The organism is Curvibacter sp. EU05-FHT14A10 (assembly GCF_058791075.1).
Genome location: NZ_JBYTDE010000002.1, coordinates 178,226 through 198,069 on the forward strand (window position 1 = coordinate 178,226; position 19,844 = coordinate 198,069).

21 protein-coding genes are annotated in these 19,844 nt (G+C 65.7%); 12 read left to right on the forward strand and 9 right to left on the reverse strand.

What is annotated here, in order from left to right:
- The first annotated feature begins 41 nt into the window (after window positions 1–41).
- The gene (locus AC3WUT_RS03870; protein WP_492345763.1) at window positions 42–1,007 is read left to right on the forward strand and encodes an aliphatic sulfonate ABC transporter substrate-binding protein; all 966 of its coding nucleotides are present in this window, start codon (window positions 42–44) and stop codon (window positions 1,005–1,007) included.
- Window positions 1,008–1,034: 27 nt separating this feature from the next.
- On the opposite strand, the gene AC3WUT_RS03875 is transcribed toward AC3WUT_RS03870, so the two are convergent.
- The 3 genes from AC3WUT_RS03875 to AC3WUT_RS03885 form a co-directional block, all read right to left on the reverse strand.
- Entirely contained in the window at window positions 1,035–1,439 is a 405-nt protein-coding gene (locus AC3WUT_RS03875) for a 6-pyruvoyl trahydropterin synthase family protein (RefSeq protein WP_492345764.1), read from the reverse strand.
- Window positions 1,436–2,068 (reverse strand): 7-carboxy-7-deazaguanine synthase, encoded by a 633-nt coding sequence (gene queE, locus AC3WUT_RS03880; protein WP_492345765.1) that lies wholly within the window; start codon window positions 2,066–2,068, stop codon window positions 1,436–1,438. The genes AC3WUT_RS03875 and queE overlap by 4 nt, the downstream gene beginning before the upstream one ends.
- 235 nt (window positions 2,069–2,303) lie before the next feature.
- Window positions 2,304–2,642 carry a hypothetical protein gene (locus AC3WUT_RS03885; RefSeq protein WP_492345766.1) on the reverse strand — a complete coding sequence of 113 codons (339 nt, stop codon included), beginning with the start codon at window positions 2,640–2,642 and terminating at the stop codon, window positions 2,304–2,306.
- Between the two features lie 406 nt (window positions 2,643–3,048).
- Here AC3WUT_RS03885 and AC3WUT_RS03890 point away from each other — a divergent pair, with 406 nt between their 5' ends.
- A complete protein-coding gene (locus AC3WUT_RS03890) occupies window positions 3,049–3,441 on the forward strand; it encodes a type IV pilin protein (RefSeq protein ID WP_492345767.1) in 393 nt (130 codons plus the stop codon).
- A gap of 148 nt (window positions 3,442–3,589) precedes the next feature.
- Here the strand turns inward: AC3WUT_RS03890 and AC3WUT_RS03895 are convergent, their stop codons facing one another.
- From AC3WUT_RS03895 to AC3WUT_RS03910, 4 genes are all read right to left on the reverse strand, one after another.
- Window positions 3,590–4,378, reverse strand: coding sequence for a response regulator transcription factor (locus tag AC3WUT_RS03895; RefSeq protein ID WP_492345768.1), 789 nt, complete (start codon window positions 4,376–4,378; stop codon window positions 3,590–3,592).
- Window positions 4,379–4,599: 221 nt separating this feature from the next.
- Entirely contained in the window at window positions 4,600–6,141 is a 1,542-nt protein-coding gene (locus tag AC3WUT_RS03900; RefSeq protein WP_492345769.1) for an amidase, read from the reverse strand.
- A gap of 73 nt (window positions 6,142–6,214) precedes the next feature.
- The gene (locus tag AC3WUT_RS03905; protein ID WP_492345770.1) at window positions 6,215–7,216 is read right to left on the reverse strand and encodes a Bug family tripartite tricarboxylate transporter substrate binding protein; all 1,002 of its coding nucleotides are present in this window, start codon (window positions 7,214–7,216) and stop codon (window positions 6,215–6,217) included.
- A gap of 131 nt (window positions 7,217–7,347) precedes the next feature.
- Complete coding sequence (locus AC3WUT_RS03910; RefSeq protein ID WP_492345771.1) at window positions 7,348–7,893, reverse strand: DUF2799 domain-containing protein; 546 nt, start codon at window positions 7,891–7,893, stop codon at window positions 7,348–7,350.
- A gap of 212 nt (window positions 7,894–8,105) precedes the next feature.
- On the opposite strand from AC3WUT_RS03910, the gene AC3WUT_RS03915 reads away from it, so the two are divergent.
- The 4 genes from AC3WUT_RS03915 to AC3WUT_RS03930 all read left to right on the forward strand — a co-directional run bounded on the left by AC3WUT_RS03915 (window position 8,106) and on the right by AC3WUT_RS03930 (window position 11,311).
- On the forward strand, window positions 8,106–9,017 hold the full coding sequence (locus AC3WUT_RS03915) for a LysR family transcriptional regulator (RefSeq protein WP_492345772.1): 912 nt from the start codon (window positions 8,106–8,108) through the stop codon (window positions 9,015–9,017).
- 209 nt (window positions 9,018–9,226) lie between these two features.
- Window positions 9,227–10,156 (forward strand): LysR family transcriptional regulator, encoded by a 930-nt coding sequence (locus AC3WUT_RS03920; RefSeq protein WP_492345773.1) that lies wholly within the window; start codon window positions 9,227–9,229, stop codon window positions 10,154–10,156.
- 176 nt (window positions 10,157–10,332) lie between these two features.
- Entirely contained in the window at window positions 10,333–10,920 is a 588-nt protein-coding gene (locus AC3WUT_RS03925) for an outer membrane lipoprotein (RefSeq protein ID WP_492345774.1), read from the forward strand.
- Between the two features lie 67 nt (window positions 10,921–10,987).
- Complete coding sequence (locus tag AC3WUT_RS03930; RefSeq protein WP_492345775.1) at window positions 10,988–11,311, forward strand: DUF2845 domain-containing protein; 324 nt, start codon at window positions 10,988–10,990, stop codon at window positions 11,309–11,311.
- Between the two features lie 30 nt (window positions 11,312–11,341).
- Here AC3WUT_RS03930 and amaB read toward each other — a convergent pair whose 3' ends face one another.
- Both amaB and AC3WUT_RS03940 read right to left on the reverse strand, forming a co-directional pair.
- The gene (amaB, locus tag AC3WUT_RS03935) at window positions 11,342–12,832 is read right to left on the reverse strand and encodes an L-piperidine-6-carboxylate dehydrogenase (protein ID WP_492346158.1); all 1,491 of its coding nucleotides are present in this window, start codon (window positions 12,830–12,832) and stop codon (window positions 11,342–11,344) included.
- Between the two features lie 233 nt (window positions 12,833–13,065).
- Window positions 13,066–13,917 (reverse strand): IclR family transcriptional regulator, encoded by an 852-nt coding sequence (locus AC3WUT_RS03940; RefSeq protein ID WP_492345776.1) that lies wholly within the window; start codon window positions 13,915–13,917, stop codon window positions 13,066–13,068.
- Window positions 13,918–14,122: 205 nt separating this feature from the next.
- Here AC3WUT_RS03940 and AC3WUT_RS03945 point away from each other — a divergent pair, with 205 nt between their 5' ends.
- Genes AC3WUT_RS03945 through AC3WUT_RS03970 form a run of 6 tightly spaced genes read left to right on the forward strand, consistent with a single transcriptional unit; the run spans window position 14,123 to window position 19,792 of the window.
- Complete coding sequence (locus tag AC3WUT_RS03945) at window positions 14,123–15,214, forward strand: ABC transporter ATP-binding protein (RefSeq protein ID WP_492345777.1); 1,092 nt, start codon at window positions 14,123–14,125, stop codon at window positions 15,212–15,214.
- Window positions 15,211–16,059 (forward strand): ABC transporter permease, encoded by an 849-nt coding sequence (locus AC3WUT_RS03950; protein WP_492345778.1) that lies wholly within the window; start codon window positions 15,211–15,213, stop codon window positions 16,057–16,059. The genes AC3WUT_RS03945 and AC3WUT_RS03950 overlap by 4 nt, the downstream gene beginning before the upstream one ends.
- Window positions 16,060–16,066: 7 nt before the next feature.
- Window positions 16,067–16,903 (forward strand): ABC transporter permease, encoded by an 837-nt coding sequence (locus AC3WUT_RS03955; RefSeq protein ID WP_492345779.1) that lies wholly within the window; start codon window positions 16,067–16,069, stop codon window positions 16,901–16,903.
- Window positions 16,900–17,223, forward strand: coding sequence for a (2Fe-2S)-binding protein (locus tag AC3WUT_RS03960; RefSeq protein WP_492345780.1), 324 nt, complete (start codon window positions 16,900–16,902; stop codon window positions 17,221–17,223). Before AC3WUT_RS03955 ends, AC3WUT_RS03960 begins: the two co-directional genes overlap by 4 nt.
- Window positions 17,220–18,653 carry an FAD/NAD(P)-dependent oxidoreductase gene (locus AC3WUT_RS03965; RefSeq protein WP_492345781.1) on the forward strand — a complete coding sequence of 478 codons (1,434 nt, stop codon included), beginning with the start codon at window positions 17,220–17,222 and terminating at the stop codon, window positions 18,651–18,653. The genes AC3WUT_RS03960 and AC3WUT_RS03965 overlap by 4 nt, the downstream gene beginning before the upstream one ends.
- Window positions 18,653–19,792, forward strand: a complete 1,140-nt coding sequence (locus tag AC3WUT_RS03970; RefSeq protein ID WP_492345782.1) for an NAD(P)/FAD-dependent oxidoreductase — start codon at window positions 18,653–18,655, stop codon at window positions 19,790–19,792. Before AC3WUT_RS03965 ends, AC3WUT_RS03970 begins: the two co-directional genes overlap by 1 nt.
- Window positions 19,793–19,844 lie beyond the last annotated feature (52 nt).

Consider the following 19,844-nt stretch of genomic DNA (forward strand, 5'->3'; position numbering starts at 1 on the left):
GCCACTGCCTGGTATCCCAACAGCCCAGACGCCCCTTGCCCATGATCGACACCCCGACCCGACGCCGCCTCTTGCAGGCCGGCTTGGCCTTGCCTGCCACCTTGTGCCTGACCCCACTGCAGGCGGCCGACGCCGACCGCCTGCGCATCGGCTACCAGAAGTCATCCACCCTGATGATCTACCTGAAGTCCAAGGGCGTGCTGGAGAAGGCACTGGCGCCCTGGAACGTGAACGTGCAATGGCACGAGTTCAACTCGGGCCTGCCCCTGCTGGAGGCCTTGAACGTGGGCGCCATCGACCTGAGCGCCGACGTGGCCGATGCGGTGCCCCCGTTCGCGCTGGCCGCTGGCGCGCAGCTGACCTACTACGCGATCGAAACCCCCTCGCCCCAGGCCCAGGCCATCGTGGTTCGCAAGGACTCGCCCGTGACCAGCGTGGCTCAGTTGAAGGGGCAGAAGGTGGCCTTTGCCAAAGGGGCCGGGGCGCATTACCTGCTGCTGGAGGCGCTGGCGCGCGATGGCCTGAGCATCCAGGACATCGAGCCGGCCTACCTCAGCCCGGCCGACGCCCGCGCCGCCTTCGAGACCGGCAAGGTGGCGGCCTGGGTGATCTGGGACCCCTTCCTGGCGGCCGTGCAACGCCAGTCGGGCGCCCGCATCCTGGTCGACGGCAGCAGGCTGTCGGCCTACCGGCGCTTCTACCTGGCGGCCACGCCCTACGCCCAACACCGCCCCGACGTACTGGGCCTGGTGTATGGCGAGCTGCAGCGCGCCGGCCACTGGATCAAGCACAACCCCAACCAGGCCGCCGAATGGCATGCCCCGGTGATCGGTCTGGACGCGGCCACCGTCGAGGTAGCCAACCAGCGCCGCAGCTACCAGGTGCAGCCACCCGACGCCGAAGCCCTGGCCGAACAGCAGCGCATTGCCGACGCCTTCAGCCAAGCCAACATCATTCCGCGCAAGGTGCGCATTGCCGACTCGCCGGTGTGGCGCCCGGGAGCCTGAGCACCGTGCTGCGCCGGCGGCTCAGGGCTACGACCAACGCAGGGTACAGCGGTCACCCACCGCCTGACGCTCTACCGTGATGGCGCTGAGCTGGGGCAGCACCGGGGCCAGTTGGCGGCCGATGAACAGGCACAGGTTCTCCAATGTGGCGGGGCCCAGATCGGGCACTTCGTCGAGGAAGTGGTGGTCAAGCTGCTCACGCAGGCGGGCGATTTCGGCCCGCACAAAGCCCAGATCCACCACCATGCCGGTGACAGGGTCGGGTGCACCGCTCACATGCACTTCGGCGTGGTAGGTGTGGCCATGGATTCGGCGGCTGCCTTCGGCCTCGATCTGGCGCTGCAAGGTGTGGGCGGCATCAAAGAAAAAGCGCTGTGACAGTTCGAACACCGCGCCCTGGCGCGGAAAAGGCTTGGCTGGGGCGAGGCTCATCGGATGTCCAGAACTTTGTGGGTTTGCACCGACAGGCGCCAGCGCGGCTGGGCCTGGCAGTAGGCGATGCAGGCGCGGGTGTTGGCGCGTTGGTTGGCGTTGTCCATGGGCTGCAGCAGAAAATGCTCGAAGTCCAGGGTCTGCAGTTCGACCGGATTCAGCCCGGCCTGTGGGTAGACCAGCTTGAGCTCGTGCCCCCTGCGTTGCACCAGAGGCGCTCCGGCCTTGGGGCTGACACAGATCCAGTCAATGCCGGGTGGGGCCGGCAGGCTGCCATTGGTTTCCACCGCCACTTCAAAGCCTTGTTCGTGCAAGGCCTCCGTCAGGGCCTGGTCCACCTGCAGCAGGGGCTCGCCGCCCGTCAACACCACGTATCGATGGCCCTGGCCCTGGGGCCATTGGGCGACGATCAAGGCGGCCAAAGCCTGAGCGTCTGCAAACCGGCCACCCAAGGTGCCATCGGTGCCCACAAAATCGGTATCGCAGAAGCGGCACACGGCCGTGGCACGGTCGGCTTCTCGCCCACTCCACAGATTGCAGCCGGCAAAGCGGCAAAACACCGCGGGGCGGCCCGCACGCAGGCCTTCACCTTGCAGGGTGTAAAAGATTTCCTTCACCGCGTAGCTCATGCCGCCTCCTGAGCGCACATGGGCGTGATCAAGATCTGACCAGGAAGAACGGCGGGGGATTGGGGGCAGAAAACGACAGGTAGCCGCACAGCGTGCAGCGACGAGGTTTTGAACATGGTGTTCCTCTACATGGCCCCGGGCGTGAACGACATGAACCTTGGCCGGGGCGGCAAGAGGCGGCATTTTAGCTGAAGGCTCAGCCGCTTCGCGGGCAAGCCTCAGTCAAGAGCGGGGCTCAGCGTGGGCTTGGCCACCATGCAAACAGGCGCCGCCACCAGGGCTGAGGCGCCGGCACCGGCGCGCGAGCCCGTTTGCGACTGGCCCGCCGCTGGTTGTGAGCCCTTGCGGAGGGTGGCTTCGCCATCTCCCACCCGCCCAGGGGCTGAGGCTCGACCGTCATCAGATCAGAGTCGTACTGATTGATTTCACTGGTCACAAAGTGCTCAGCGATGAAGGACTCTGCGCGACGATCGCCCCGGTGAAAGCTGTCGTCCAGACGACTGATCACATCGGCATCGTCCTCCTCCGACATCACCGAGTCCAGAAACTTGACTTCAAGACCTACTGATTTCATGACATTCCTACCCTTTTTTTAGTCGGCTCCAATGTCACCCCCTTGGGCGCTCATTCGAACCGCTTATCAAATAAGTGTCACAGCCAGAACCGTCAGTACGCAACTATCAAAATTGATGGTTATGGGTCTACAAGACCGCTCGCCGAACCCGGCGCGAGGCCATCGGTGTTCATGCCCAGGATCAAGCGAGGCGAGCCATGCTTCTGTTGTAGCGCTTCTGCACCAGACATCCACTATCGAAAGTGATAGTTGCGACCACCGCCAGTTTGGAAAGAATCGACTCGCTTGTTACAAAGCATTCGGTCAACGGCATCACGCTGCCAGCGGTTCCCACTTCAGTCACCAAGAATGTCCATGCAGGCGCTGAGTTTGACAAACCCTTTGAGCCGGTCTGAAAGGGTTGAATATGTTCGTCTTGATTGAGGGGCTGTTGGCGCTGGCCGTGGCGGGCCTGGTGTTGGTGATCGCCCTGCCCACACTGCACGCCCAAACTCCGCCCAGCCGCACCGAGATGTCTGCCCAGTACCTCCTGGCCCTCAGCCAAGTGCTGGAGCGTGGTTACCAACAGACCCAGCGTTACCCCAGCCAGGTGATGGCCGACTTTCCGGACCTGAGCACCGACAGGATCTCCGGCGTTGGCGTGCCGCCTGGACCGGCATTTCGTTTTTCGCTGCATTCCAGCCCCCAAGCCTACACCCTGACCGCAAGTGCCCAGAACGGCTTGCAATGCACGCTGACGCTCAATCAGGCGGGGGCTCGATCGATGAAAGGCGCCGATTGCGGCACCTTGCGTTGGTGACGGCCCTCTAAAAGGCCACTTGGCTCAAAACCCAACAAGACCCTTGCCTGATGACTGGATCATGAAGGCGAGCCCCAGCACACCCATATCACTTACGAAAAAATAATTCCATCCGATTTGAATGAGCCGTGGATTTTCAGCCAGATTTTCAATGAAAACCACGCAAATCAATCCATCCACGGGACAGTGCCAAAGCCACGGCATGGGCCTTGGAGGCAGCGTGCATTTTGGAAATGGCATTTTTGAGGTGAAATGCCACCGTCGCTTCGGACACCGTTAATATTTTCGCGGTGTCGGCGCCGGTTTTGCCAAGCGCCGCCCATTTCAGGCATTCAAGCTCACGGGGTGTCAACGTCTGATCTTTGACGTGCTCAAGCGCCGCCTTGAAAATGCGCATCAAGGAAATGCGATTGGCGGCCAGAATCAGGCGCGACGCATTCATCAAGCCACCTTCGGTTGACGCGGAACCGTCCTCTTGCGTCAGCGACAGGACCAGCCGATGCGGCAGACCGACTCCCGCAGGAAACTCCATGACCTGTCGCGTCTTGATGCGCACCCCTTCCGGGAGATCAAAGGTCTGAAAATCAGTGGAGGGCCCCTGTCGCGCGGCTTCCGACGGATCCGCCTGCGTCAATTCCTGCCGGGATGCCGCGCCGAAGATGAAGTCTTTGTCGGGCACGTTGACCACACTGGAACGGCCATCATCGATATTTGAAAACCACAAGCGACGGGCTTCACCAGAAACCGCCCAGTACTCAACCATCAGATCCAATCGATCCACATCGAGCATCTGGGCGATTTTCACCAACAGACCACGCACCGACTCCAAGTCAGTTGCTTTGGACAACTGAGAGATCGTGGCGATCAGATGATGTTCTGTGGGAGGCATGAGCAAATGAATGAAATGCCGCGTGGAAATCAGCAATGGGCGCAACAAGCGCCCATTTCCAATTTGCCACCAGTATCCCCGACAGGAAAATGACGTGGCAGTTCAGCGGTACGAGAAGATTTTGGGCACCAGCACAAGCGAGTGGGATTGGATTCCCTCCCGCTCGTCGTTTTGTGATTCTAGCCAGAAACCACGGCGGCCATTGAATGCCACCCTCATCAAGAAGGAAAAACCCGCATCATCCGCCCGTTGCCCTCCCGTCGCCCGCCTCAAACCACAGATTGACCAGTGCCGGACAGGCCGGCCACGCCGGTGTGCGGAACCTCAGGGGGGTGGGTGACGATGCTGTCCAGCGCCGGCAACGGTGGTTTGAGTGCCGCCAGGTCGGGCAGCGGTCGACGCAGCACAGGTGAGGCCGCGAAGGCCTGCTCCATGGCGCGCGCAGCCGAGAGCAGCTCCAGGTCGCCCCGGAAGCGCCCCACCACCTGCAGGCCGAACGGCATGCCCAATGGGTCGGTACCACAAGGCAGACTGATGGCCGGGTGGGTGGTGAGGGTGATCACATAGGTCAGCGCCAACCAGCGGTAGTAGTTGGCCTGGGCTTTGCCGTCGATGGTGTCGGCGTGCGGCAGCATCCAGGGAAACGGAGACACCGGCGTGGTGGGTGTGAGCAGCAGATCGTAGTCGGCATACACCGCCTGGAACCGGTTGAGGATGCGGGTCTGCTCGGCCTGCGCCCAGGCGCTGTCGAGCAGGCTCATGCGCATGCCGATCTCATAGTTGGCGCGTGGGTTGGGGCCCAGGCTGGCGGGGTCGCGCTCATAGGCGTCTCGGGTACCGGCCACAAAGGCCTCGGCGCGCAACACATCAAAACAGCGGTGCACATCGCCCAATTCAAGATTCACCTCGTCGCAGCGGGCAAACAGGTGTCGCATGGCCTCCATCTTGGCCAGGAAGGTGGCGCGGATGACCGGGTCCACATCGCAAGATCCCAAATCAGTGCTGTAGGCCACGCGCAAGCGGCCCAGATCGCCCATCGGAGGGCGCAGGAAACTCAGCGGATCCAGCGGGTAGCTCAGTGGGTCACCCGGGTGCATGCCGGCCGATGCGGCCATCTGCAGGCAGGCATCGTCCACGGTGCGCCCCATGGGGCCGACCACCGAGATTGGCGTCCAGCCCAGCAACTTGCGCACGCTGGGCACCACACCGGGCGAGGGGCGCAGGCCCACCACACCGCATTTGGCGGCCGGGATGCGCAGCGAGCCACCCGTATCAGAGCCGGTGCACACCGGCAGCATATCGGTCGCCAGCGCCGCCGCAGAGCCCCCGGAGGAGCCCCCCGCATTGAGGTTCGGGTTGAAGGGGTTGCCAGTGGCCCCCCACACCGGGTTGCGTGAATTGGCACCCGCCCCCATCTCAGGCACATTGGTCTTGCCGGTCACGATGGCGCCAGCGCGGCGCAGGCGGGCCACCAACTCGATGTCCTGGGCCGGGATGTTGTTACGGTAATTCGGCGAGCCGAACGTGCTCAGCAGCCCGGCGGTGGGCTCCAGGTCTTTCACCCCCAATGGCAGGCCGTGCAGCAAGCCCAGGGCTTCGCCACGCAGCACCGCCTGCTCTGCCGCTCGGGCCTCGACCCGGGCGCGGTCATAGCATTTGGCGGTGACCGCATTGATGCTGGGGTTGACGGTCTCGATGCGCTCGATGCAGGCTTCGAGCAATTCAACGGGTGAAATCTGGCCTTGTGCGATCAGCTCGCGCAGCTCAACGGCAGAGCGGGTGACCAGGTCGGAGGGAGTCGATGCAGTCATGGGCAGGGTCTGGGGTGATCGATCGTGAAGGGAGAGACAGGCCTCAATCGGGCTCAATAGGCCTCAATCGGCCTCAATCGGCCTGGATGTTGGCGCGCGCGGCGGTGGCGCGCATCAGTGGCAGTTCACTTTCGATCAGGGCCGAGGCTTCGGCCGCGGTGGAGAAACTGGGCTCCAGCCCCTGGTCGCTCAAGGCCTTGCGCACGCCCGGGTCGGCCAGGGTGTCGCCCAGGGCTTTTTGCAGCTTGGCCTTGACGGGTGCCGGGGCGCCGCGCGGCGTCAGCAGCATGACCCAGGATTCGAGTTTCACGTCGGGGTAGCCCAACTCGGCAAAGGTGGGCACATTCGGCAAGGCACTCAGGCGCTTGGGCGAGGCCACGGCCAGGGCCTTGATCTTGCCGGTCTTGAGCTGTGGCAAGGTGGCAGTGACGGTGTCGAAAGCCAGCGGCACCTGGCCGCCCAGCAGATCGGTCATGGCGGGGGCGCTGCCCTTGTAGGGAATGTGCGTGACCTTGAGGCCCATGGCGTAGAAGGCCATTTCAGCCACAAAGTGCGAGCTGGTGCCGGCGCCAAAGGAGGCATACGAATACTTGTCGGGCGCAGCCTTCACCGCGGCTTTCAGATCGGCCAGGTTCTGCACCGGCACCTGGGCATTGGCCAGCAAGACCAAGCCAGCACGGGTGATCATGCCGACGGGCTCGAAACTCTTGACGGAGTCATACGGCAGGTTCTTGCGCACCGCCGGGTTCAGCGTGAGCGTGGAACCCGGGCCCATGAACAAGGTGTAGCCATCCGGGGCCGCCTTGGCCACATAGGCCGCGCCAATGGCGGTGCCCGCCCCGGGCCGGTTGTCCACCACGATGGGGGCGCCCAGGCGCTCACCCAGCTTGGGTGCAATGGCGCGCGCTACCACGTCGGTACTGCCGCCCGGCGGGAACGGCACCACCAGCGTGATCGGGTGGGCGGGGTAGACCGCCTCGGCACCCGCCATGCCGGCGCACAGCGCCCATCCCGCCAGGCCCAGGATGTTCAGGGTGGCACGGCGACTCAAAGCAGAAGAAAAAGACAGCTTCATGGCAAAGGCTCCAGACGACTTGAAAGAGTGGGTTCAAGCCATGTTAGGCAGCCTAGAGCCCTCCAGCAACGGCAATCCAAACAAACCTGCGTTGCGAACAGCGCAATTCATGTGGTGCCGTGGCACCCACCCTAGCGCATGCGGTCGAGGTTGTACTCGGCATCGCGTACCCGGTCACGGGCACGGCGCAGGTTGCGGTCGTTGTCCGACAGGTCGTCGCGCAGCTTCTTGCGCGCTTCGTCATTGCCTGCGTTGCGCAGCTTGCTTTCAAGATCGATGCGCCGGTTGTCCAGGCTGCGCACCTGCTCCCTTGAGTCGCGCACCTCGCGCCCCACGTTGACCCGACGGCGAAACTCGCCATCGATGGCCGCGGGGCAAACCCCGTTGTAGTACTTACCGTCCAGCCCCAGCCGCACCGCATTGGGCATTTGGCAATAGCTGAGCAGCCCCTGATCGCGCCCGGCCACATAGGCCCGGGTGTCCACGACGACCTTGGCTTCGGCACAGTCCTTGGACAGATCGTTGAGCTTGGACAGCGGCGCACCCGCCATGCCGTCACGCAGGCCCACATCGCTCCAGCGGGCCACCTTGCACTCCTCGACACTCATGGTGGAACAACCGGCCAGCAGGCCCAGGCTGCCGATCGAGATCGCGAGCCAGAAAATCAACTTCCTCATGCGCATTGCCTCCAATGGTGATTTGTTCGGCCCAGTTGGCCCGAATGACGAATCGGTGTGTACACAGCCCCACGGGCCCCACCCCCGGTGGCCGATGATAGGAGATCAGATACATTGCGTTGCAATTTTGGAGTGCGCAGCATCCTGCTTAACATGTCGGGCTCGCCTGCCTGCGCCGCAAAGCGCCTTGTTTTCCGATGAACCGCCCCGCCATGAATCACCAAGCCTTGCAAGACACGTCCTTGCGCTATTTCCTGGAGGTGGTGCAGACCGGCTCGGTGACCGAAGCGGCAGCACGCCTGCAGGTGGCTCCCTCCGCTGTCAGCCGGCACATTGCCCGGCTGGAGGCCGAGCTGGATACCTTGCTGTTCGAGCGGCGCGCGCGCGGCATGGTGCCCAACGCCGCAGGCGAGTTGCTGGCCACCCACGCCCGCCGCGCCTGGCAAGACATTGAGCGGGTGGCCGACGAAATCCAGGCCTTGCGAGGCCTGAAAAGCGGCGTGGTGCGGGTGGCCTGCACCGAAGGCTTTGCGTCCGAATTCGTGCCGGGACTGATCGCAGATTTTCAGCGCCAGTACCAGGGCATCCGCTTCGGCCTGCAAGTCAGCCTGCAGGCCCAGGTGCCCGAAAAGGTTCGCCAGGGAGAGGTGGATATCGGCATCACCGTGAGCACAGTGTCCGAGCGCGGCATCAGCGTCGCGCTGCGGCATCCCTCCCCCATCATCGCGGTGCTGTACCCCGAACACCCACTGGCGGGCCGCAGGCAACTCACGCTGGCGCAACTGGTGGGCCATGCGGTCGCCCTGCCGGGGCCGGACTCCACCTTGCGTCAGCTGTTTGACATCAGCTGCAGCCGCCAGGGCCTGAACTTCGAGGCGGTGTTTGAATGCGATCGGCTCGATCCCTGCCTGTCCTTTGTGCGCTCGCGCGGCGGCATCACCTTGAACGGCGAACTGGCGCTGCGCGAGCGCCTGCGCCGCGGCGAGGTGGTGGGCATCCCGCTGCGCGACCGCGAAATGAACGAGCGCCATTTCGAAGTGCAGACCCTGGCGGGCCGCACCCTGCCGCGTGCCGCCAAGGCCTTTCTGGACCACCTTCTGGAGGCGCTGGGCCAGCAGGAATGAGGCTTGAGGCATGCCCGACGCCATGGCCCCTGCAAGCCCAGGCCGCACCACAGCGCCATACCGGTTGGCTGACCTCGGATGGGGCCGCGGAGACTTCGCACCAGCACCCGCAACGCGAGCCGGTGCAAACGCTCGGCAAGGCCACCTCTGACGGGCCACAATAGACCAGTCGGCCTGGGTGAGCCCAAGCCGCTCACCCAACGATCGCCATGAACCAACTCGACTCTCTGCGTGCCCTGCTGGCCGTCATCGACCTGGGCGGCTTTGCCGCCGCAGCGCGAGCGCTTGATACCTCGCCCGCCAAGGTCACGCGACTGATCCAGGACCTGGAGAAGACCCTCAACACCCGGCTGCTGCAGCGCACCACGCGGACCTCGTCACTGACCGAGGCCGGAGAACTCTACGCAGCCCGCATCCGCCCGGTGATCGATGCACTGGATGCCGCGAATGACGAGGTGAGCACCAGCGGCCGCCTGCCCAGCGGGGTGCTGAAGGTGCGCTCGTCTCTGGACTTTGCCGCGGCCCAGTTGATCCCGCGAGTCTCTCGCCTGCAGCGCCTGTACCCCAAACTCGAAGTTGAGATCAACACCAGCGATCGGTTGCTGGAGTCGCCCGACCTCGAGTCGGACCTGACTGTGCTGTTCTCACGCAACGGCCTGCCGGACGGTGATTTCGTGGCCCGCAAGCTGGGCACCACCACCGGTGTGATGTGCGCCTCGCCGCACTACCTGAAGACCCATCCGGCACCTGAACACCCCTCGGATCTGGTGCACCACGAGTGCTTGCTGCCCTCAGGCAAGGACCTGCCCCATTCCTTTCTGCTGGCTTCGTCCGAACCGGCCGCCCCCCAGCATTTCGAATTCCGCCCCGGGCCGGCCAAGTTCCACTCCAACAGCTCGGAAGCGCTCTACCACGCAGCCTTGCAGGGCCTGGGACTGGTCGGCATGCTGTCGGTTCATGCCCAGCCCTACATCCGCAGCGGGGCCTTGGTACGCGTGTTGCCGCAATGGATAGGAGACCGATGGCAGGTATGGGCCGGCTACGCCGGCCGGAAACACGTGCCCCGCAAGGTCCAGGCCTTGCTGGAGTTTCTGCAGACCGAGTTTGGTGACCCAGAACTGGACCCCTGGTTGCTTTGACGCATGCCGCGATCGGTGAGGCTTGAAATCCCGACGCACCAGCAAGGCCGGAGGCATTCCACGCCAGCAGCCTTCAGGGGGGCGCCAAACCGTGAACAGCCCTACTCACTGTTACATTCAAAATTGATAGTAACAATCATGTAAGCGTAAGATAAAAATCATTTTGTGAGGTCATCATGCGCCCATCCCTTTTGCTGCCTTTCATGTTGAGCGCCATGGCCTGGGCCTCGGCGGCTCAGGCCCAGGCCCCCGCCGACACGCAACAAGCCAAGAATCGTTACAAGCAAGACTTGCAAATCTGCGCCAGCGAAACCAGCGCCGACAGCCGCATGCAATGCAAGCGCGACGCCAAGACCGAATACGACCAGGCCCTGGCCACCCTCAAAGCCAGCCAGCCTGTCACGGCGCCCGAGCACGCGGGCCCGGCGGGCTGTGCCGATTGCGGCACGGTGAGTTCAGTCAGTCAGGTCGAGCGTGAGGGCGAAGGCAGCGCCTTGGGCCTGATCGCGGGCGGCGTGGCCGGTGCGGTGCTGGGCCATCAGGTGGGTGGCGGCTTTGGCAAAGACCTGGCCACCGTGGCGGGTGCTGCAGGGGGCGCCTATGCGGGCCGCGAAGTCGAGAAAAAGGTCAAGAGCCACAAGATCTGGGTGGTTGCCGTGCGATTCAACGGCAACAGCACCCAGCGTTATGAGTTCCAGAACGACCCGGGCTTCAAGGTGGGTGACGCCGTCAAAAAATCGAATAAATCGATTGTGCGGCCCTGACACCCGTCATTGACGATACGCGGGATGGGTGTCGCCATCATGCCCCCCCGGTCCAATTGATCTGCCCATGAAAACCACAGCACTTTTCGCAGGCTCATTGCTGGCCGCCTTGCCTTTGCTGGCAGCCGCTCAATCGCTGAAATGCGGCAACGACTTCACCCAGCTCGGCATGAGCAAGCTCGATGTGCTGCAGAAATGCGGCCAGCCCCTGGTCACCGACAGTTTCTGCAAGCCCACCGACCCGGCGCGCGCCCCGGCCCAGAGTGTGGCCGGCAGCTGCGAAAAGGTGGAAGAACTGCTCTACAACCCGGGCTATGGGCAGTTCATGACCGTGTTGCGCTTCGAGAGCGGCGCCCTCAAGGAAGTGCGCTACGGCGACCGGGCCCGCTAGCCCAGGCCAGGCTCGACCGCCCGACCTGGATCAACCCTCCACGTCGAACTTCACACCCTGGGCCAGCGGCAGCTCGCGCGAGTAGTTGATGGTGTTGGTGGCCCGGCGCATGTAGGCCTTCCAGCTGTCCGAGCCGGCTTCGCGGCCACCGCCGGTTTCTTTCTCGCCGCCAAAAGCGCCACCGATCTCGGCGCCGCTGGGGCCGATGTTGACGTTGGCGATGCCACAGTCCGAGCCCACGGCCGACATGAAGCGCTCGGCCTCGCGCAGGTCCAGCGTGAAGATCGACGACGACAGGCCCGCACCCACTGCGTTGTTCAGCGCAATCGCTTCGTCCAGATCGGTGTAGCGCTGCACGTACAGGATGGGGGCAAAGGTTTCATGCAGCATGGGGCCGCTTTGGGCCGGCATTTCCACCAGCGCGGGGCGGGCGTAACAGGCCGACTCGCCAGCCTCGGTCAACACCCGCTCGCCGCCGTGCACCACGGCGCCCAGTTCGCGAGCCTGCTGCAGCGCCTGCTGCATGGCGCCCAGTGCGGCCGCGTCGATCAACGGGCCGACCAGCACGCCGTCTTCACGCGGGTCGCCCACCCGCACGCTGGCATAGGCCTTGATCAGGCGCGGCACCAGGGCGTCGTACACCGAGTCGTGCACAAACAACCGGCGCAAGGTGGTGCAACGCTGGCCTGCGGTGCCCATGGCCGCAAAGGCGATGCCGCGCAGGGCCAGGTCCAGGTCGGCGCTGGGGGCCACGATGGCGGCGTTGTTGCCGCCCAGCTCCAGGATGGCGCGGGCAAATCGGGCCGCCAGCTTGGGGCCCACGGCGCGCCCCATCGCGGTAGATCCGGTGGCCGACACCAGGGCCACCCGGGGGTCGTCCACCAGGGCGGCACCCACATCACGTTCACCGAGCAGCAGGGGCAGCAGCCCTTCAGGGGCCGTGCCGAAGCGGCTCAGGGCGCGCTGAACAATGGCCTGGGTGGCCAGCGCCGTGAGCGGTGTTTTCTCGGAGGGCTTCCAGACCACCGAGTTGCCGCAGACCAGGGCCAGCGCGGCATTCCACGACCACACCGCCACCGGAAAATTGAAGGCCGAAATCACCCCGCACACGCCCAGCGGGTGCCAGGTTTCCATCATGCGATGGCCGGGGCGCTCGGTGGCGATGGTCAGGCCGTGCAATTGGCGCGACAAACCTACCGCGAAATCACAGATGTCGATCATCTCCTGCACTTCGCCCTCACCTTCGGACGGGCTCTTGCCCACCTCCAGGGTGACCAATTGGCCCAGCAGGGCCTTGTGGGTGCGCAGTTCTTCTCCAATCAGCCGCACCAGCTCGCCGCGGCGCGGGGCCGGGGTTTCGCGCCAGGCCAGAAATGCCTGCTGGGCCTGCCCGATCACAGCCGCCACCTCAGCCGCCTGCTGCAGCGGCAATTGGGCCATCACCTCGCCCGTGATCGGCGAGCGCACGATCAAACCGCCCGGCTGGCGGTATTGGGTGGGTGCCACGCCCAAGGCCCCCATCAAACGGTCCAGTTCCTGGGGGGCCGGAGGAAATCCGCTGGACAGCGGAGAGGAAGGGGAGGACAGGCTGATGGTGCTGCTCATGAACGTCTTTCGGGTGAGGCTCGGAAGGCCGCACTATCGCGCAAACCAACGCCCCTGCCTATCGACGTTTGCGAAAGACTTGATGTTCAAACAGAATCAAGTCTACTCAAACATCCCACAGATTAGCGTTTCATCATTCTCTGACAGCATCATGAGGCGATCCCTGCATCGGGCTCTGCGGGCTGTGTCCAGGGCTCGGCCAGGCTTTGTGAGGGGCGCCGCAACACCGGATCGAAAGGGTTGATGCGCGGGCCGATCTGGGCCGCCTCACGCTGCAGCAAGGCCACCACGGTGGGCAAGCGCTCGGGGTTGAGCCGGTCGGCGATCGTGCCCACGCTGAGGGCAGCCACGGCCCGGCCATCGGCCCCCAGCACCGGCACCGCCACCCCGGCCATGCCATCGAGCAGGCCGGTGTTGCGCCCGGCATAGCCGAGTTGGCGCACCCTTTCGACCTCGGTGCGCAGGTAGACCTCGTCATACACCCCGAACTCGCGAACCCGCGACAAATTGAAGCGGATCACCTCCTCGCGTTCGTCTTCGGGCAAAAACGCCAGGATGGCCAGCGCCCCCTGGCCCACCCCCAGGGCCACCCGCCCACCAATGTCGCCCGTGAACGAGCGGATCGGAAACGGCCCCTCGGCCCGGTCCAGGCACACCGCGTCAAAGCCGCTGCGCACCAGCAGGAAAAGTGTGTCGCCCAGGCTGGCGCAAAGGCGCAGCAGGGCCGGCCGGCACAGTGCGCGCAGCCCGCCCGTGTTGCCGGCCTGTGCGGCCAGGGCAAAGAAATCGACGCTCAGCCGGTACAGCTTGCTGCGGCCGTCCTGCTCCACCATGCCTTCGGCCACCAGGGCCTGCAGCAAGCGGTGCGTGGTGGCCTGGGTCAGGCCCACGGCCTGCGCCAAATGGGTGACCCGCGCACCTTCCGGGGGCACGCGGCTCAGCGCCCGGATCACCGCAAACACGCGTTGCACACCACCGGTGCCAGTTTCTGCTTCTGCCATCTTCACCTCGTTGGAATGGACCCGAGGCATTCAACCCCAGTTATTTCATTTAACGGAATATTTTATAAATATCTTCTGTTTAATGGAATATCCCATTGTTTCGGGCCCGGGTATTGCAATAGATTGAAAAAAGAACGAGCGACTTTCCAGCTTCCACTCTTCATCGACGCCGATGCCCCCGGGCATCTGCTGAAAGGCTTTCACGATGTCCTTTTTGCAACTGCACGACCTGTGCAAAAACTACGGCGCCACCCGGGCCGTGAGTGACCTGAACCTGCAGGTGGAGCAAGGCGAATTCGTTTCGCTGCTCGGCCCTTCGGGCTGCGGCAAGACCACCACCTTGCAGATGATTGCCGGCATCGAGGCGGTCAGCAGCGGCCGCATCGTGCTGGATGGCCAGGACATCACCCACACCAAGACCAGCAGCCGCGGCCTGGGCATCGTGTTCCAGACCTACGCCCTGTTTCCGCACATGACTGTGGCCGAGAACGTGGGCTTTGGCCTGGAGATGCGGCACTGCCCCAAGGCCGAACGCGATCAGCGCGTCGCCGAAGCCCTGGCCCTGGTGCGGCTGGACCAGCATGGCCAACGCTACCCGCGCCAGTTGTCGGGCGGGCAGCGCCAGCGCGTGGCGCTGGCACGTGCCCTGGTGATCCGCCCGCCGGTGCTGCTGCTCGACGAGCCCCTGTCCAATCTGGACGCCAAGCTGCGCGAAGAGATGCAGTTCGAGCTGCGCCGCATCCAGCGCCAGGTGGGCACCACCACGGTGATGGTCACCCACGACCAGTCAGAGGCCCTGTCCGTGAGCGACCGGGTGGTGGTGATGGAGGCTGGGCGCATCACCCAGGTCGACCACCCCGAGGCGGTGTACGAGCACCCGGGCAACCGCTTCATTGCCACCTTTGTGGGCAAGGCCAATCTGATCCCGGCCCAGGTGGTGGCCGGCGAGCACGGGCCTGAGATCAGCCTGGGGCCCTTGCGCCTGGCGCTGCCCGGCCTGCACCATGCCCCGGGCAGCCGCGTGTTGGTCGGCCTGCGCCCCGAGAAACTGCGCCTGTGCGCCCCCGGCCAGGGCCGGCTGGGCGCCAAGGTGCTGGAGCGCTTCTTTCTGGGCAGCCAGTGGATGTACCGACTGAACAGCGCCCTGGGGGAATTGCTGCTGCTGGCGCCCAACGATGGTGGCAGCCCCCTGGCCGTGGGCGCTGACGCAGGCATCGACTGGCCACTGCATGTGACCCGCGTGCTGGAAGCCTCGGGCGCCGCCGCCGCGCTGACAGCCACTGAGGCCATGGCATGAAAAAGCCCGTCCCCTGGCTGCTCAGCGGGCCCGCACTGTGTCTGTTCGCCACGCTGCTGGTCACGCCGCTGTTGCTGACCGCCGTGCTCTCGTTCAACGGCTTTGACTACGCCACCGGCGTGAAAGAGGGTGAGTACACCCTGGCCCATTACGCCCACCTGTTCAGCGACAGCTATTACCTGGGCATTTTCTGGCGCACCTTCTGGATGGCGGGGCTGACCACCCTGATCTGCATGGCCGTGGGCGCGCCCCAGGCCTATGTGCTGAGCCGCATGGGCAGCCCCTGGCGCTCGATCCTGTTGCTGGTGGTGCTGGCGCCGCTGCTGGTGTCGGTGGTGGTGCGGGCCTTTGGCTGGTCGATGCTGCTGGGCCCTGAAGGCCTGGTCAACCAAGCCTTGATGGCCCTGGGCCTGGGCCGCGTCAAGCTGCTGTACACCGAGGCGGCCGTGGTGATCGCCCTGGTGCATGTGATGCTGCCCTTCATGGTGATCCCGGTCTGGACCTCGCTGCAAAAGCTCGACCCCAGCGTGGAGCATGCCGCCGCCTCGTTGCAGGCCAGTCCCTTCACCATCGTGCGCCGCATCGTGCTGCCCCAGGTGATGCCCGGCATCCTGTCGGGCAGTCTGATCGTGTTCGGCCTGTCGGCCAGCTCGTTTGCCATCCCGGGCCTGCTGGGCGGGCGCCGGCTGAAGATGGTGGCCACCATCGTCTACGACGAATACCTGCACGAACTGAACTGGCCCCAGGGCGCGGCGGTGGCCCTGACCCTGCTCGTGGCCAACCTGATCGTGATGCTGAGCTACAACCGACTGGTTGAGCGCCGTTACCAGAAAGCCTTGGGGTGAATCCGCCATGAGTACCACTGCAAACCTCAATGCCTCCGGGCGCATCCCGGGCAAAAATGGCCCCCTGGCCCTGCTGTTCAACGCCCTGGTGGTCAGCTTCATGCTGGCCCCGCTGCTGATCGTCTGTGTGGTCGCCTTCACGCCCGAGAACACCCTGACCCTGCCGCGCCACGGCCTGTCGCTGCGTTGGTTCAAGGCCGTGTTCGAGCACCCCGACTTTGTGGCCTCGTTCTGGAACAGCCTGTGGCTGGCCCTGGGCTCGGCCACGCTGTCCACCGTGCTGGCCGTGCCCGCTGGCCTGGCGCTCACGCGCTACACCTTTCGAGGGCGGGAGCTGATCAACGCGCTGTTCCTGTCGCCGCTGATCATTCCGCACCTGGTGCTGGGCGTGGCCCTGCTGCGCCTGTCCAGCCTGGTGGGTGCCGCGGGCAGCTTCGGCTTTCTGCTGCTCGCGCATGCCCTGGTGGTGACGCCCTATGTGTTGCGCCTGGTGCTGGCCTCGCTGGTGGGCTTTGACCGCAGCATCGAGCAGGCCGCGCTGTCGCTGGGGGCCTCGCCCTGGCGCAGTTTTGTGCGCATCACCCTGCCCATGATCCTGCCCGGGGTGAGCGGTGGCTGGCTGCTGGCCTTCATCAACAGTTTTGATGAGGTCACGTTGTCGATCTTTGTCACCTCGCCGTCCACCGTCACGCTGCCGGTGCGCATGTACATGTACGCCACCGAATCCATCGACCCCCTGATGGCGGCCGTGTCGGCCCTGATGGTCGGGCTGACCGCCGTCGCCATGCTGGTGCTGGACCGCCTCTATGGCCTCGACAAAGTGCTGGTCGGAGGTCACCGATGAACCCCCATGCCCTGAAGAAGACCGGCCCCGGCCTGTTGCACCGTGTGGCCGAAACCGGCCGCACCCCGCTGACCGTGCAGGTGGATGGCCAGCCCGTGCAGGCCCTGGCCGGCGACACCGTGCTGACCGCCATCCTGCAGCACCAGGCCTCCTTGCGCCACAACGAGTTCAGCGGCCAGCCGCGAGCCGGTTTCTGCCAGATGGGTGCCTGCCAGGACTGCTGGGTGCGCACGCCAGAAGGCCGGCGCCTGCGCGCCTGCACCACCCTGGTCAGCCCTGGCCTGAGCGTGCTGACCCATGCCGAGGAGAGCCCGCTGTGAACGCCCCTCGCCTTCAACCCGACCCCAAGGCCCCCGTGGTGATCGTGGGCGCCGGCCCCGCCGGCATCCGCGCCGCCCAGACCCTGGTCGCCCACGGCCTGCGGCCCATCCTGATCGATGAAGCCGCGCGTGGCGGCGGCCAGATCTACCGCCAGCCCCCGGCAGGGTTCTCTCGCCCGCCCGAAGCCCTGTATGGCTTCGAGGCCGGCCGCGCCCGCGCCGTGCATGCGGCCTGGCAAGCGCTGCTGCCCCGGGTGGACTACCGCCCCGAACAATTGGTGTGGAACGCTGGCCCGGGCTGGCTCGACGTGCTGCAAGGCGAGCGCAGCCAGCGCCTGGCCTGGTCGCACCTGGTGGTGGCCACCGGCGCCACCGACCGCGTACTGCCCCTGCCAGGCTGGACGCTGCCCGGCGTCTACACCCTGGGCGGGGCCCAGGTGGCCTTGAAATACCAGGGCTGCAGCATCGGGCAGCGCGTGCTGCTGACCGGTACCGGCCCCCTGCTCTACCTGGTGGCCTACCAGATCGCCAAGGCCGGCCGCGCCCACGGTGTGCAGGTGGCCGGGGTGCTCGACACGGCCGGTTGGGCCGGCAAGATCGCCGCGCTGCCCGCCTTGCTGAACCAGCCCGCCACCCTGGCCAAGGGGCAGTACTTTCTGGCCTGGCTGCTGGCCCACGGGGTGCCGGTGCACTGGGGCGTGCAGCCCTTGCAGGTACTGGGCAGCGAGCGCGTCGAAGGCCTGCGCTGGCAGGATCGCCAGGGCCGCGAGCACAGTACCGCAGCCGACGGTCTGGCCCTCGGCCATGCCCTGCGCTCGGAGACCCAACTGGCCGATCTGCTGGACTGCCGCTTTGAATTCAATGCCCTGAACCGGGCCCACCTGCCGGTGCGCGACGCCGCCGGGCGCAGCAGCGTGGCGGGCGTGTACCTGGCCGGCGATGGTGCCGGCATCCAGGGCGCTGATGCGGCCGAATGGGCCGGCGAACGCGCCGCCCTGGCCCTGTTGGAAGACCGCCAGGGCTTGGCCCCGGGCCCGCGCAGCCGCGCGCTCGACGCCAAGCTGGCCGGCATCGCACGTTTTCGCCAGGGGCTGGAGACCGCCTTCCCCTTCCCCACCGATTGGGCGGCGCACGCCCCCGATGAGCTGGTGGTATGCCGATGCGAAAACATCACGGCAGGCGAACTGCGCCAGCAGGTCAAAGACACCGGCGCCCCCGAGTTGAACCGCCTCAAGGCGCTCAGCCGCGTCGGCATGGGCCGTTGCCAGGGCCGCATGTGTGGCGCGGCCGCCGCCGAGATCCTGGCCCACGCCAGCGGCCAGCCCATCGAACAGGTGGGCCGGCTGCGCGCCCAGGCCCCCATCAAACCCCTGCCCCTGATGGCCCAGGCCAGCCAGCTTGGGCCAGACCCTGCCCCGGAGACCGACTGATGCAGACCCTTGATTGCGATGTGCTGGTGGTGGGGGGCGGCATTGTGGGCAGCTCGGCGGCGCTGGCGCTGGCCCGCATGGGCAGCCAGGTGGTGCTGATCGAACGCGATCTGTGTGGCTCGCGCTCCAGCGGTGTCAACTTTGGCGGTGTGCGGCGGCAGGGCCGGCCCATGAATCAATTGCCCTTGGCCCAGCGGGCCCACGGCATCTGGGGTCGCCTGCCCGATCTGATCGGCACCGACGGCGAATACCAGCGCAGCGGCCACCTCAAACTGGCCCGCAGCGAGGCCGATCTGGCCGCGCTGGAACGCTATCGCGAGCAAAGCGCCGCATTTGACCTGGGCCTGCAGGTGTTGGGCCGCTCCGAGGTGCACCGCCGCTGGCCCTGGCTGGGCGAGGTGGCGGTGGGCGGCTCGCTGTGCCCCGAAGACGGGCAAGCCAACCCGCGCCTGGTGTCGCCGGCTTTTGCCCGGGCGGCCGAGCGCGCCGGTGCCCGCGTGCTGGAGCGCACCCCACTGATCGCACTGGCCCACGATGGCCAACGCTTTGTGGCCGAGGCCGGCCCCGACGGGCAGGCCCACTGGCGTCTGCGCGCGCCCCAGTTGATCAACTGCGCCGGCGCCTGGGCAGGCCAGTTGGCGGCCCAGTTCGGCGAGCCTGTGCCCCTGGTTTCGGGCCACCCAGCCATGGCTGTGACCGAGCCCCTGCCCTTTTTTGCCCCGGTCAGCCTGGGCGTGGAGGGCGGCGGCATCTATGGCCGCCAGGTACAGCGCGGCAACTTTGTGTTGGGCGGCGGCTCGGGCCTGGCCCTGGACGGCCAGCGCGCCCGCAGCAGCAGTGAGGCCCTGCTCAAGCTGACCCAGCAGGCCATCGAACTGCTGCCCGCACTGCGCGGCGCCCACATCATCCGTACCTGGAGCGGCACCGAAGGCTACCTGCCCGACCGCCAGCCCGTCTTGGGCCCCAGCCACCAGCGCAGCGGCCTGTGGCATGGCTTCGGCTTTGCCGGCGCCGGTTTCCAGATCGGCCCGGCGGCCGGCGAGGTGCTGGCCGAGCTGGTGCACCAAGGCCACAGCAGCACCCCGCTCGAGGGCTTTGACATCGCCCGTTTCCAGCCCGCCACGGCGGCCCTGGCCTGATCACCCCTGCCTTTTCATTCACCCCGACCTTCCCCCAACCAGCCAACAAGGA

Coding starts and splice junctions, on each gene's coding strand:
- AC3WUT_RS03940 (WP_492345776.1), bottom strand. CDS start 13,917: ATGGCAGAAGCAGAAACTGGCACCGGTGGTGTGCAACGCGTGTTTGCG.
- AC3WUT_RS03950 (WP_492345778.1), top strand. CDS start 15,211: ATGAAAAAGCCCGTCCCCTGGCTGCTCAGCGGGCCCGCACTGTGTCTG.
- AC3WUT_RS03955 (WP_492345779.1), top strand. CDS start 16,067: ATGAGTACCACTGCAAACCTCAATGCCTCCGGGCGCATCCCGGGCAAA.
- AC3WUT_RS03925 (WP_492345774.1), top strand. CDS start 10,333: ATGCGCCCATCCCTTTTGCTGCCTTTCATGTTGAGCGCCATGGCCTGG.
- AC3WUT_RS03910 (WP_492345771.1), bottom strand. CDS start 7,893: ATGAGGAAGTTGATTTTCTGGCTCGCGATCTCGATCGGCAGCCTGGGC.
- AC3WUT_RS03930 (WP_492345775.1), top strand. CDS start 10,988: ATGAAAACCACAGCACTTTTCGCAGGCTCATTGCTGGCCGCCTTGCCT.
- AC3WUT_RS03905 (WP_492345770.1), bottom strand. CDS start 7,216: ATGAAGCTGTCTTTTTCTTCTGCTTTGAGTCGCCGTGCCACCCTGAAC.
- AC3WUT_RS03960 (WP_492345780.1), top strand. CDS start 16,900: ATGAACCCCCATGCCCTGAAGAAGACCGGCCCCGGCCTGTTGCACCGT.
- AC3WUT_RS03875 (WP_492345764.1), bottom strand. CDS start 1,439: ATGAGCCTCGCCCCAGCCAAGCCTTTTCCGCGCCAGGGCGCGGTGTTC.
- AC3WUT_RS03870 (WP_492345763.1), top strand. CDS start 42: ATGATCGACACCCCGACCCGACGCCGCCTCTTGCAGGCCGGCTTGGCC.
- AC3WUT_RS03920 (WP_492345773.1), top strand. CDS start 9,227: ATGAACCAACTCGACTCTCTGCGTGCCCTGCTGGCCGTCATCGACCTG.
- AC3WUT_RS03900 (WP_492345769.1), bottom strand. CDS start 6,141: ATGACTGCATCGACTCCCTCCGACCTGGTCACCCGCTCTGCCGTTGAG.
- queE (WP_492345765.1), bottom strand. CDS start 2,068: ATGAGCTACGCGGTGAAGGAAATCTTTTACACCCTGCAAGGTGAAGGC.
- AC3WUT_RS03945 (WP_492345777.1), top strand. CDS start 14,123: ATGTCCTTTTTGCAACTGCACGACCTGTGCAAAAACTACGGCGCCACC.
- AC3WUT_RS03885 (WP_492345766.1), bottom strand. CDS start 2,642: ATGAAATCAGTAGGTCTTGAAGTCAAGTTTCTGGACTCGGTGATGTCG.
- AC3WUT_RS03970 (WP_492345782.1), top strand. CDS start 18,653: ATGCAGACCCTTGATTGCGATGTGCTGGTGGTGGGGGGCGGCATTGTG.
- AC3WUT_RS03915 (WP_492345772.1), top strand. CDS start 8,106: ATGAATCACCAAGCCTTGCAAGACACGTCCTTGCGCTATTTCCTGGAG.
- AC3WUT_RS03890 (WP_492345767.1), top strand. CDS start 3,049: ATGTTCGTCTTGATTGAGGGGCTGTTGGCGCTGGCCGTGGCGGGCCTG.
- amaB (WP_492346158.1), bottom strand. CDS start 12,832: ATGGGGGCCTTGGGCGTGGCACCCACCCAATACCGCCAGCCGGGCGGT.